At 37.6% G+C, this 12,995-nt stretch carries 8 protein-coding genes; 6 read left to right on the forward strand and 2 right to left on the reverse strand.

Annotated features, from left to right (window positions below; genetic code table 11):
• Positions 1-99: 99 nt before the first annotated feature.
• From IGM04_RS02470 to IGM04_RS02485, 4 genes are all read left to right on the forward strand, one after another.
• Positions 100-549, forward strand: a complete 450-nt coding sequence (locus IGM04_RS02470; RefSeq protein ID WP_002381257.1) for a hypothetical protein — start codon at positions 100-102, stop codon at positions 547-549.
• Between the two features lie 3 nt (positions 550-552).
• Positions 553-2,001, forward strand: a complete 1,449-nt coding sequence (locus IGM04_RS02475; RefSeq protein ID WP_086317664.1) for a helix-turn-helix domain-containing protein — start codon at positions 553-555, stop codon at positions 1,999-2,001.
• A gap of 109 nt (positions 2,002-2,110) precedes the next feature.
• On the forward strand, positions 2,111-4,015 hold the full coding sequence (locus IGM04_RS02480; RefSeq protein ID WP_048737347.1) for a heavy metal translocating P-type ATPase: 1,905 nt from the start codon (positions 2,111-2,113) through the stop codon (positions 4,013-4,015).
• Positions 4,016-4,050: 35 nt separating this feature from the next.
• Positions 4,051-4,770, forward strand: coding sequence for an MgtC/SapB family protein (locus tag IGM04_RS02485; RefSeq protein WP_086317665.1), 720 nt, complete (start codon positions 4,051-4,053; stop codon positions 4,768-4,770).
• A 47-nt stretch (positions 4,771-4,817) separates the two neighbouring features.
• On the opposite strand, the gene IGM04_RS02490 is transcribed toward IGM04_RS02485, so the two are convergent.
• Entirely contained in the window at positions 4,818-5,555 is a 738-nt protein-coding gene (locus IGM04_RS02490) for an amino acid ABC transporter ATP-binding protein (RefSeq protein WP_002355616.1), read from the reverse strand.
• 1 nt (position 5,556) lies between these two features.
• Positions 5,557-7,725 carry an amino acid ABC transporter substrate-binding protein/permease gene (locus tag IGM04_RS02495; protein ID WP_002361277.1) on the reverse strand — a complete coding sequence of 723 codons (2,169 nt, stop codon included), beginning with the start codon at positions 7,723-7,725 and terminating at the stop codon, positions 5,557-5,559.
• Between the two features lie 278 nt (positions 7,726-8,003).
• Between IGM04_RS02495 and uvrB the strand changes: the two genes are divergently transcribed.
• The gene (uvrB, locus tag IGM04_RS02500) at positions 8,004-10,001 is read left to right on the forward strand and encodes an excinuclease ABC subunit UvrB (protein ID WP_033594582.1); all 1,998 of its coding nucleotides are present in this window, start codon (positions 8,004-8,006) and stop codon (positions 9,999-10,001) included.
• A gap of 117 nt (positions 10,002-10,118) precedes the next feature.
• Positions 10,119-12,938 (forward strand): excinuclease ABC subunit UvrA, encoded by a 2,820-nt coding sequence (gene uvrA, locus IGM04_RS02505; RefSeq protein ID WP_002361280.1) that lies wholly within the window; start codon positions 10,119-10,121, stop codon positions 12,936-12,938.
• Positions 12,939-12,995 lie beyond the last annotated feature (57 nt).

Genomic DNA, 12,995 nt, shown 5'->3' on the forward strand with positions numbered 1-12,995 from the left:
TAAGAAGGAGTATTGTTAAATATCGTCTGATACCACTTTACTAGTTATATTTTTTGTTTTGTTATGTAGCTAAAGTATTTGGCAATATATGTGAGAAAAATGGATAAATACAAACATTTACTATTATGGAGTACATTGTTACTCTCGTTTTTTCAAGTAACCAATGTGCAAGCAGCAGAAGAACGGAATCCAATTTATAATCCGACCAATCCAACAGAAGAAATTTATCCGATTGAGAATACTGGCACACCAGAAAAAATGGAAGAAACAAATGAAAGTACTATTACTAGCGAAACGCAAGCGGAAGAAAGTAGCGAAGACGTTAGTAAAAAAGAAGTGACAACCAATAATCCAAAAACAAATGAAGAAAGGCCTTCTTCCAAGAAAAGTCAGCATCAAGTATTTTTCACGGATGAATTATTTGATGCTAGCCATATCACCATTGTACCAAATAGCACAGGCGGTGCTGGAACGGAGGGGCAAAACACTTTTTACTTGAATTTCATACGGGAATTAGTAGGAACGGCTATTTATGGGAGAAAGAACTGATAAATGATGAATTATGAAATTTTTTTAAATAAAGAAGATCAACGAAGTTATTCCTTGCTAAGGCATTTAGAAGAAAGTCCCACGCTATCAGGTACTTTTATTGCACTTCGCGAAGAATTATCAATGTCGAATTTTTTAGTCAAAAAAACATTAGAAAAATTAAAAGCAGATATTGACAATCTAAAGTTAAGCGACAGCTTAACTTTAGTCGTTTCTGATGTAGATGTTACACTTGAAATTGATGGAAACTATTCAAGTAAACTTTTGCTCACGAAATACTTAACAGAATCGCTCTCTTTTAAATTAGTGTTGTCTTACTTTAGAGGAAATTATAGTTTGACAAAGTTTGCTGAATGTAATCATGTCAGCACCTCTGTGGCGTATAGTACCTTACAGCGGCTAAAAAAAGCCTTAAAGGAGTATCAGATCTATTTTAGTAAGCGGGAAATTGTCGGCAATCAAAAAGCAATTTCATTTTTTTTGTATAAATTGTTCACGCTTTCCAATCAACCAATTTCCGAACTATATTCGGTAAAAGTTTATAATGAAGCGAAACGTGTATTACAGTCTGTTGAGTTAAACTATACTTTCACCACCTATGAGCGACGCAATTTTTTCCATTATTTAGCTATTATGATTAACAACGAAGGACGTGCGGTGGAAGGGATCGATACGCGTGCACTGAATACATTTTCAGAGGAACTAATAAAAAAATCGCAAGTGGCATGGGCATTGGCCTCAAAATCATTAACGTATACGATTGTTTTTTTCTTGTATTTGCATGGCAAACTAGAGAAAAAATATGTCATTCACGAAGATCCTACGATTGAAAGCCTAACTCGTGTTTTCATTGGAAGTTTTGAAAAAGCATTTAATTGTTTAGAGGAGTCAACAAGGAATACTCTAGAAGAAGGGTTAGCAATTATTCATTTCAATGTTATTTACTTTCCGATTAATATGTTTGACGATTTTGAAATGGATTTACAGTTTTTTAAGCAAACATATCCGGAATTTTATTTTTATTTAATTGAATATATTCGTTGGTTAACAGCAAAACATAAAAAAATTGCGAAAGCCAATCACTGTTTGTTTTTTAACTATCTATTGTTGCTAATTAATCATGTTCCGGTTCGTTTAATTGCAGAGCCAGCCAAGGTCCTAATTGATTTTTCTTATGGAAAAGAGTATAACCAATTTATCAAAAAAAATTTATCCGTCTATGTGAATTTAAATGTAGAAATTATTGACCCGTTATCAGATACCTTACCAGATGTGGTGATTACCAATTTAAATAACTTGTATCAAGAAGAACAGAGTAAAGTTATGGTTTGGCTGGATCCACCTCGTTCGATTGATTGGGTCAATTTAACGCAATCATTATTGACTATTCAAGAAGAAAAATATCAACATCAAAAAGAATCGACAAAGACAAGCGGTGATCCTATCGAATAGAATCATCGCTTGTCTTTGTGTTTAAGTCTTTACAAAACCACCCAAGTGTTTTATAATATGAATATACATTCATATGAATAGAAAAACATTGATGAGGAGGCGCATAACAATGTCAAAACAAACAGGTGCACACACACATGAAGAAAAAGGTAAAAACGTTCCAGTTATTCTCTTTTTTACAGGATTGGCTCTTTTCTTTATCGGTTTATTTTTAGGGAACATGCTCTTAGTGAAAAATATTCTTTTCTCGTTAGCTGCTATTTTAGCTGGTTATCATATTATTGGGGAAGGCTTTGGAGATACGTATCGGGATACGAAAAACAATCGAAAGTTTTCGCCTAATATTCATTTGTTAATGACCTTAGCTGCAGTTGGTTCAGCATTAATGGGAAGTTTTGAAGAATCAGCATTGTTGATTTTGATTTTTGCGGCGGCGCATTTCCTTGAAGATTATGCCCAAGGCAAAAGCCAACGTGAAATTACAAAACTATTAAATTTAAATCCAACAGAAGCTCGCCTGATAACAGATGACGGCTCAATTCAAACTGTGTCAGTTGAACAATTGAAGATTGGTGACCGCGTGCAAGTCCTCAATGGTGCCCAAATCCCGACAGATGGCGTCGTGATTGAAGGAAGTACCGCTGTGGATGAATCATCTATTAATGGGGAAAGTATTCCCAAAGAAAAAAATAGCGGGGACGCAGTTTTTGGTAGTACCATGAACGGTTCAGGCACAATTGTTGTTGAAGTAACGAAAGATAGTTCAGAAACAGTTTTTGCAAAAATCGTACAGCTCGTGAACCAATCACAAGAAAATCAATCAGAAATTGCAAGCAAAATTAAACGATTTGAACCGAAATATGTCACACTAGTTTTAGCAGTTTTTCCACTAATTGTTTTAGGTGGCGCATTACTTTTCCAATTGACTTGGGCTGAAAGTTTTTACAGAGGCTTGGTCTTCTTAATTGCTGCCTCCCCTTGTGCATTAGCAGCGAGTGCCGTTCCGGCAACTTTATCAGGAATTTCCAATTTAGCGAAACAAGGCGTTTTGTTTAAAGGTGGCTCATTCTTATCAAATTTAGCTGAAGTGAAAGCACTCGCTTTTGATAAAACAGGCACACTAACAAAAGGCAAACCTGAGGTCACAGATTATCTTTTTGTTGATGGCTTAGAAGATCGCCAAGACGAATTAGTAGCTGTTTTAACAAATATGGAGAAAAAATCCAATCATCCATTGGCGACGGCGATTGTTAATCGCTTTGAAGCAGAAACAACGGCTTTAAATTTAGAAGTAGAAAATATTGTCGGGGTGGGTTTAGTAACGACCATTGCAGACACAACTTTTAGAATGGGTAAACCATCTAGTTTTGAACAAGTGCCAACAATCATTGAGAAACAAACAACGAAATTAGCGAGTGAAGGCAAAACGGTAGTGTACTTTGCCGAAAATGAACAAGTGATTGGTTTAGTGGCATTGATGGATGTTCCTAATGAAGAAGCAATGAACGCCATTCACTATTTCAAGTCACAAAATATTGAAACAACAATGATTACAGGAGATGCAAAACTTACGGGTGAAGCAGTTGGTCGCTTAGTAGGCGTGGACCAAGTTTTTGCTAATGTTTTACCTGAGGAAAAATCAGCGATTGTTGATCAATTAAAACGCGAAGTAGGAATGACAGGGATGGTTGGTGATGGCATTAACGATGCGCCCGCTTTAGTGAATGCTGATATCGGAGTGGCGATGGGGGATGGTACAGACATTGCTATCGATGTTGCAGACGTGGTAGTGATGAAAAATGATCTTTCTAAATTAGGCTATGCTCACCGTGTCTCAAAACGCTTGAATAAAATTGTGCAGCAAAATATTATTTTTTCAATGTTAGTGGTAGCAACGTTAATTATCTTGAACTTTTTAGGTATTGCGAATATCGCATTTAGCGTACTTATTCATGAAGGAAGTACCTTAGTGGTCATTTTTAATGGCTTGCGTTTATTAGTTAATACAAAATAAGTCAAATAGTCACTTGCAAGAAAGGAGAGAAAGCGATGAATTCTTTAAAAATGATTGAACTTTCTCTCACCGACGTTGTCATTCGGATGGCTCTAGCCGTGGTTTTTGGAGCATTGATTGGGTTAGAAAGAAGGATTAAAAGAAACGGCTTCGGTATCAGTAGTAATGCCATTTTATGTTTGGCCTCCTGTACGATTTCCATTTTACAGATTCAATCGGTGGATATTTTAGTCGATGTGGTGAAACAAAATAGCGCCTTGGCGTCCATTATTTCTATGGATATTACACGATATGGCGCCCAAGTGATTAGTGGTGTAGGCTTTCTCGGTGCGGGGATTATCGTTTTTAGAGAAAGGAAAGTCTCTGGGTTAACAACAGCAGTAATGATGTGGAATGTTACTATTATTGGTTTAGTCATTGGGATGGGCTTTTTAACCATTGCATTTATCAATCTCGTGGCAACTTTGCTAGTATTAGCTCTGGCCCATTTTAAACGAAAAACTCCTTTAAAACGATTGCAGCTTATCGTAAAAATGAAGGAACCCATGATTAAAGAAAGCCGACTGCATGAACAACTTCAAGCTTCTTTAGAAAAAGGGGAGCGCTTAGTAGAATTGACTTTGGAATCCGAACAAGAGGCAGTGACAGCAAAGATTTCTTATGTAGGCAAAGAAGATTTCTGGCATTCCAACTTGCACCATCTCTTGAAAGAAAAAGGGCACGTTCAATCTGTCTCTGTCACGGAAACAATTTAACCATAAAATAAAGCACTTGGGCGCTAGCGCGCGCCAAGTGCTTTTGTTTAAATATTTAATACTTTATCTAAGAAATCTTTTGTTCGAGGGTTTTGAGGATTTTCAAAGACTTGCTCTGGCGAACCATCTTCTAGGAAGTTACCGCCATCAATGAACATTACTCGATTAGCCACTTCTTTTGCAAAGCCCATTTCGTGAGTAACGATGACCATTGTCATTCCTTGTTTTGCTAAATCTTTCATTACACCAAGAACATCGCCAACCATTTCTGGATCAAGGGCTGATGTTGGCTCATCGAAAAGCATGATATCAGGATTCATCGCTAACGCACGTGCAATTGCGACACGTTGTTTTTGACCACCAGATAAAGAATCTGGATAGGCATCTTTTTTATCTGCCAACCCAACACGTTCTAAAAGTTCTAACGCTTTTTTCTCCGCTTCGTCTTTTGACAAGCGACCTAAATCGGTTGGTGCTAAAACAATATTTTCTAAAATAGATAAATGTGGAAACAAATTGAAATGTTGGAAAACCATGCCGATATGTTGACGGACTTGGTTGATGTCCGTATTTTTATCTGTCAAGTTCGCACCATCAATAATAATGTCTCCGCTAGAAGCTTCTTCTAATTGATTCAAGCAACGTAAAAAAGTACTTTTACCAGAACCAGAAGGACCGATGACGCAGACTACGTCGCCTTCGTTAATAGAAACATTAATGTCGTTTAAGACCGTGTTGTCACCATATTTTTTTACTAAATGTTCAACTAAGATTTTTTCAGTCATATTAGTTCACCTTCTTTTCAAGGTTTTTCGCTAATTTAGTTAAGCTAGTAATTAAAATTAAGTAGATTAACGCAATAACGAAGTAAACCATTGTACTTTGTAATGTCCGAGCAACAATAATTTTTCCTGTTTGTAGTAGTTCGATTAAGCCAATTGCTGAAAGGATAGTTGTATCTTTCAATGAAATAACAAATTGGTTAATGAATGAAGGAATCATAATGCGAATCGCTTGTGGTAAAATAATTTTTTGCATTGTCCGATTATAGGAAAGACCTAAACTTCTTGAAGCTTCCATTTGGCCAACTGGAACAGCTTTGATTCCGCCGCGCACAATTTCAGAAATATAGGCACTGGCATTTAAAGTTAATGTGATAATCCCAGCAATGAAGACCGGGATATTAAAGCCAAGTACACCAGGTAATCCGAAATAGATGAAGAACGCTAAGACCATTAAAGGAATTCCGCGAATTAAATCAACATAAATGGTTGAAAGTACACGTAATGCTTTGATTGGTGAAACGCTGAATAATCCGAAAATAACGCCGACAATTAAAGCAAGTACGAAGGAAATCAACGTTAATAGAATCGTCATCCATAAACCGTGTAACAATTGTTTCCAGTTGTTTTGCATGAAGCCAACAAACGTAGATTCGTCAGCTGTTTCTTCTTTGGCTTCGTTGCCATCTTTTACGTAAGTGCCGATAATTTTATCGTATTCACCTGTACGTTTCATTTCTTTTAAGCCTTCGTTAAACATTTCAAGTAGTTCAGGATTTTGCCCTTTTTTGACAGCAAAACCGTAAGAACCACCTTTTTCACGAGGAATTGGTGTCGCTAGTGGTTGATTTTGCGCAACCCCGTAGCCAATGACAGGATAATCATCCATCATGGCATCAACTTCGCCAATTTCTAACGCACTGTATAATGCATCAGTTGTGTCTAAATACTTAATTGAGTAATCATATTTCTTTTTATTTTTTTCTAAGAAATCAGCACTTTCAGTACCAATTTTTACGCCGACTTTTTTGCCTTTTAAATCATCATACGATTTAATTTTGTCATTGCCTTTTTTGACCGCAATTTGAATACCGCTATCAAAGTAAGGAACAGAGAAGTCGAAGGCTTTTTTACGATCATCCGTAATCGTCATGCCTGCAACCATCCCATCTGCTTGACCAGATTCAACAGCTTGGACAGCAGAACTAAAACCAATAAATTTAAATTCAACAGTAAAACCTTGCAATTCAGCTGCACGTTTGACTAAATCTACATCAATTCCGACATAATCGCCTTGGGCATTTTGAAACTCAAACGGAGCAAACGTAGAATCACTAGCAATCACATATTTCTCTTTTTTAGGAGTGATTTTTTTCATCTGTTCGCCAGCGTCTTGTGTGTTTGTTTCATCACCTGTCGCTAAGTAGTTGTTTAAAATTTTATCATAAGTACCATTGTCTTTAAGATTTTTCAAACCAGCGTTGAACTTTTTGATTAATTCAGGGTTTTGTCCTTTTTTCACTGCGAAACCGTAAGAACTGCCTGTTTCTTTATCACCAACTAATTGTAATTTTTGCCCATTTTTAACTGCGTAACCCAATACAGGATAATCATCAACGATTGCATCCGCTTCGCCGTTTTCTAAGGCTTTATAAAGACCCGTTGCATCGTCAAAATTTTTGATGGTGTAGTCATATTTCTCTTTATTTTTTTCAAGGAAGTTGGCACTTTCAGTTCCAACTTTAGCCGCAACCGTTTTGCCTTTTAAATCATCATATGATTTAATTTTGTCGTTTCCTTTTTTAACCGCTAATTGTAAACCGCTATCGAAGTATGGATCTGAAAAATCAAAGGATTTTTTTCGCTCATCCGTAATACTCATTCCAGCAATCATGCCATCAATTTGTTTAGATTGAATCGCTTGGACTGCACTATCGAAGCCTAATGGTTTTAAATCCACTTCAAAATCTTGATCTTTGGCAATCGCATCTAATAAATCAACGTCAATACCAATGTATTTTCCTTTTGAGTCTTGGAATTCAAAAGGGGCGAATGTTAAATCCGTTCCAATTGTATATTTCTTTCCTTCTGCATGTGCTGAAGTGCCACTAATGAATGTTAGCAGAGTTACCATCATCACAAAGAAAGAAAGTAAAAAGTGTTTCCTTTTCATAAAATACCTCCTAGTTTTGCATATTGAACAATTATATAGTAAGAAATAGGAAGCTGACAAGTATTTGAACGCTAAAAAGAGAAAAAAACTCTAATTTCCTTACATTGCATGTTATAAAATGTGACATATAAATTAAGAACAAAAGATTAAGATCAGTTGAAGTCCGAAACAGCAAAAGTGGCGAAAATATGTTCGGTATGTTAAACTAATAAGTGGACATTCTGCCAGAATGGGCCGATAATTTAAGAGAAATTAGACACTTTGAGGGGGAGTTATAAATGATCGAAAGAGAAACTTCCAATACCTTTCATTTGGCTTCTAAATATGAGCCTGCCGGAGATCAGCCAGCCGCTATTGCTGAACTAGTTGACGGTGTCAAAGGTGGAGAAAAAGCTCAAATTTTACTTGGAGCGACCGGAACAGGTAAAACATTTACAATCTCTAATGTGATTCAAGAAGTGAACAAACCAACATTAGTGATTGCACATAATAAAACACTAGCTGGACAATTATACGGGGAATTTAAAGAATTTTTCCCAGATAATGCGGTCGAGTATTTTGTCAGTTACTATGATTATTATCAACCAGAAGCATATGTACCCTCAAGTGATACATATATTGAAAAAGATTCCAGTATTAATGATGAAATTGATAAACTACGCCATTCAGCGACAAGTTCTTTATTGGAACGAAACGATGTCATCGTGGTAGCATCAGTTTCTTGTATTTTTGGTTTAGGGGATCCGCGGGAATACAGTCAACAAGTTGTTTCATTACGTGTGGGAATGGAAATGGATCGTAATGAGTTACTAAAAAGCTTAGTCGATATTCAATTCGAACGAAATGATATTGATTTTCAACGGGGGCGTTTTCGTGTCCGCGGTGATGTGGTTGAGATATTCCCAGCTTCACGGGATGAGCATGCGCTACGTGTTGAATTTTTCGGAGACGAAATTGATCGAATTCGTGAAGTAGATGCGTTAACTGGTGAAATTGTCGGCGAAACAGAGCATGTCGCTATTTTTCCGGCAACACACTTTGTGACGAACGAAGAACATATGGAACATGCCATATCGCAGATCCAAGAAGAATTAGAGGCACGTTTGAAAGTGCTTCGCAGTGAAAACAAATTATTGGAAGCTCAACGTTTGGAACAGCGAACTAACTATGATATTGAGATGATGAGAGAGATGGGCTATACGTCAGGGATTGAGAATTACTCTCGACATATGGACGGTCGCCAAGAGGGAGAGCCGCCGTATACGCTGTTGGACTTTTTCCCAGAGGACTTCTTACTTGTAATCGATGAGTCTCATGTAACAATGCCGCAAATTAGAGGAATGTATAATGGCGACCGAGCACGGAAACAAATGTTAGTGGACTATGGTTTCCGTTTACCAAGTGCACTTGATAACCGACCGCTTCGTTTAGAAGAATTTGAACAACATGTAAACCAAATTGTTTATGTATCGGCAACACCAGGCCCTTATGAAATGGAACAAACAGAGACGGTTGTTCAACAAATCATTCGGCCAACAGGTTTACTAGATCCAGAAGTAGAAATCCGCCCAATTATGGGTCAAATTGATGACTTGGTGGGCGAAATTAATGAACGGATCGAAAAAGATCAGCGGGTGTTTGTCACAACCTTAACGAAGAAAATGGCCGAAGATTTAACCGACTATTTCAAAGAATTAGGCTTAAAAGTTAAATATTTGCATAGTGATATAAAAACACTGGAAAGAACGGAGATTATTCGCGATTTACGATTAGGCGAATTTGATATTCTAATTGGTATTAACTTATTACGTGAAGGAATCGATGTGCCAGAAGTTTCCTTAATTGCGATTCTAGATGCGGATAAAGAAGGCTTCTTACGTAGTGAACGCTCGTTAGTGCAAACGATGGGACGGGCTGCCCGGAACGCCGAAGGAAAAGTCATTATGTATGCAGATAAAATCACCGATTCGATGCAACGAGCTATGGATGAAACGGCACGACGTCGGGCAATCCAAGAAGCATATAATGAAGAACATGGCATTGAACCAAAAACAATTATTAAAGAAATTCGTGATTTGATTTCTATTTCCAAAACAGCTGATAAAGATGAAACAGTGGTTCAATTGGATAAATCATATGAAGATTTATCAAGACAAGAAAAAGCTGATTTATTAATGAAACTTGAAAGAGAAATGAAAGATGCGGCCAAAGCGTTAGACTTCGAAACTGCAGCCACATTACGAGATACCATTCTTGAATTGAAAGCTGCCAAATAAGTCAACCAACGGATTAAGTAAAAGATACGATGAACCATCGTATCTTTTACTAATCTTTTCTCTATAGAATGACTTGAAATGATTTGACGTAAGAGATTTAGTAAAAGGAGAACATATATGGCAAATGATAAAATTGTGATTCATGGTGCACGCGCCCATAACTTAAAAAATATTGATGTCACGATTCCTCGTGACAAAATGGTTGTTGTAACTGGACTATCTGGTTCTGGCAAAAGTTCATTAGCGTTTGATACGCTTTACGCAGAAGGGCAACGACGTTATGTAGAGAGTCTCTCTGCTTATGCGCGACAATTTTTGGGACAGATGGATAAACCAGATGTTGACAGCATCGATGGTTTAAGTCCAGCTATTTCAATTGATCAAAAGACGACAAGTAAAAACCCACGCTCAACGGTGGGGACGGTCACAGAAATCAATGATTATTTACGATTGTTATTTGCTCGGGTAGGTCATCCAATTTGTCCTAACGATCATATTGAAATTACCAGTCAGTCTGTTGAACAGATGGTTGATAAAGTCTTAGAGCTACCAGAGCGAACAAAAATTCAAATTTTGGCGCCTGTTGTGGTCAAGAAAAAAGGCCAACATAAAAAAGTGTTTGAAATGATCCAACGTGAAGGGTATGTCAGAATGCGGGTGGATGGTGAAACCTATGATGTTAGTGAGGCACCAGAACTTGAAAAAAATAAAAAACATGATATTGCGATTGTGATTGACCGTATCGTTGTGAAAGAAGGCATTCGCTCTCGCTTGTTTGATTCGTTTGAAGCGGCTTTGCGTTTAGCTGAAGGTTACGCAATTGTTGATGTGATTGGTCAAGAAGAGATGTTGTTTAGTGAACATTATGCTTGTCCTTATTGTGGGTTCACAGTCGGTGAATTGGAACCGCGCTTGTTTTCATTTAATGCACCATTTGGCGCTTGTCCCGATTGTGATGGTTTAGGTGTTAAATTAGAAGTGGACAAAGACTTAGTGATTCCAGATCCCACTAAAACCTTGAGAGAAGGAGCCATTGTTCCGTGGAACCCTATTAGTTCCCAATATTATCCACAAATGTTGGAGCAAGCAGCCACCAGTTTTGGGATTGATATGGATACGCCGTTTGAAGAATTACCTGCAGACCAACAAGAAATTATTTTAAATGGTTCTGGCGAGAAAAACTTTCATTTTCATTATGAAAATGACTTTGGTGGTGTTCGTGATGTGGAAGTACCATTTGAAGGGATTTTAAAAAATATTAAACGACGTTATCATGAAACAAATAGCGATTTTACACGAGATCAAATGCGGTTATACATGACAGAATTGACTTGTCGAAGCTGTCAAGGGTATCGTTTGAATCCGCAAGCTTTAGCTGTAAAAATCAATGGCACGCACATTGGTGAAGTCAGTGAATTAGCAATAAAAAATGCGGTCCAATTTTTTGAAGGTGTGTCTTTATCTGAACAAGAAACAACGATTGCTCGGCCAATTTTAAAAGAAGTCGAAGATCGGTTAACCTTCTTAAAAAATGTCGGGTTAGATTACTTAACCTTAAGTCGAGCTGCCGGCACACTTTCTGGCGGAGAAGCACAAAGAATTCGCTTAGCAACACAAATTGGATCAAACTTATCAGGCGTCCTTTACATTTTAGATGAACCATCAATTGGTTTGCATCAACGAGATAACGACCGCTTGATTGACTCATTGAAAAAAATGCGGGACTTAGGCAATACATTAATTGTGGTGGAACACGATGAAGATACAATGATGGCTTCGGATTACTTGATTGATGTGGGACCTGGCGCTGGACATCTGGGCGGTGAAATTGTAGCCGCTGGTACGCCGGAAGAGGTTGCTAAAAATCCGCATTCATTGACCGGACAATATCTTTCTGGGAAAAAAGTGATTCCTGTGCCAAAAGAACGTCGCAAAGGCAATGGCAAAGCGATCAAAGTCACTGGTGCCAGTGAAAATAATTTAAAAAATGTCAGTGTTGAATTTCCGCTAGGTGAATTTGTTGCTGTCACAGGCGTTTCAGGTTCAGGGAAAAGTACTTTAGTCAATCAAATTTTAAAAAAAGCGCTGGCCCAAAAATTAAATCGTAATTCCAATAAACCTGGGAAACACAAAAGCATCACTGGTTATGAAGCCATTGAAAAGATTGTTGACATTGACCAAAGTCCAATTGGTCGAACACCAAGAAGTAATCCAGCGACTTATACTAGTGTTTTTGATGACATTCGCGATTTGTTTGCCCAAACAAATGAAGCCAAGGTTCGTGGCTATAAAAAAGGTCGCTTTAGTTTTAACGTCAAAGGTGGCCGTTGTGAAGCTTGCCGCGGGGATGGTATCATCAAAATTGAAATGCACTTTTTACCTGACGTCTATGTGCCTTGCGAAGTTTGTCATGGCAAACGTTATAATTCTGAGACGTTAGAAGTTCATTATAAAGGCAAAAACATTTCTGATATTTTAGATATGACGGTGGAAGATGCCGTAGAATTTTTCAAACATATCCCTAAAATTCATCGTAAATTGCAAACAATTGTGGATGTAGGCTTAGGCTATGTGACATTGGGGCAGCCAGCAACTACTTTATCTGGTGGGGAAGCACAGCGGATGAAGCTAGCGAGTGAACTTCATAAAAATTCTAATGGGAAAAACTTTTATATTCTGGATGAACCAACAACAGGCTTGCATACCGATGATATTGCGCGGTTGCTTCTAGTATTAGAGCGTTTAGTGGAAGCGGGCAATACCGTTTTAGTGATTGAACATAACTTGGATGTCATCAAATCTGCGGATCATGTGATTGATCTAGGGCCAGAAGGTGGCGACGGTGGTGGGACGATCGTGGCGACTGGAACACCAGAAGAAGTTGCTAAAGTCAAAGACAGTTACACAGGATATTATTTAAAACGTGTTCTGAAATAAACATTAATGATTAAATAAAGAACCTTGTTTTTATGGGAAACAAGGTTCTTTTATTAT

The organism is Enterococcus sp. DIV2385, assembly GCF_051711925.1.
GTDB lineage: Bacteria > Bacillota > Bacilli > Lactobacillales > Enterococcaceae > Enterococcus > Enterococcus faecalis.

Bases quoted from the DNA above. Each gene is read 5' to 3' on its own strand.
- IGM04_RS02470 (WP_002381257.1), top strand. From the start codon at position 100: ATGGATAAATACAAACATTTACTATTATGGAGTACATTGTTACTCTCG.
- IGM04_RS02475 (WP_086317664.1), top strand. From the start codon at position 553: ATGATGAATTATGAAATTTTTTTAAATAAAGAAGATCAACGAAGTTAT.
- IGM04_RS02480 (WP_048737347.1), top strand. From the start codon at position 2,111: ATGTCAAAACAAACAGGTGCACACACACATGAAGAAAAAGGTAAAAAC.
- IGM04_RS02485 (WP_086317665.1), top strand. From the start codon at position 4,051: ATGAATTCTTTAAAAATGATTGAACTTTCTCTCACCGACGTTGTCATT.
- IGM04_RS02490 (WP_002355616.1), bottom strand. From the start codon at position 5,555: ATGACTGAAAAAATCTTAGTTGAACATTTAGTAAAAAAATATGGTGAC.
- IGM04_RS02495 (WP_002361277.1), bottom strand. From the start codon at position 7,725: ATGAAAAGGAAACACTTTTTACTTTCTTTCTTTGTGATGATGGTAACT.
- uvrB (WP_033594582.1), top strand. From the start codon at position 8,004: ATGATCGAAAGAGAAACTTCCAATACCTTTCATTTGGCTTCTAAATAT.
- uvrA (WP_002361280.1), top strand. From the start codon at position 10,119: ATGGCAAATGATAAAATTGTGATTCATGGTGCACGCGCCCATAACTTA.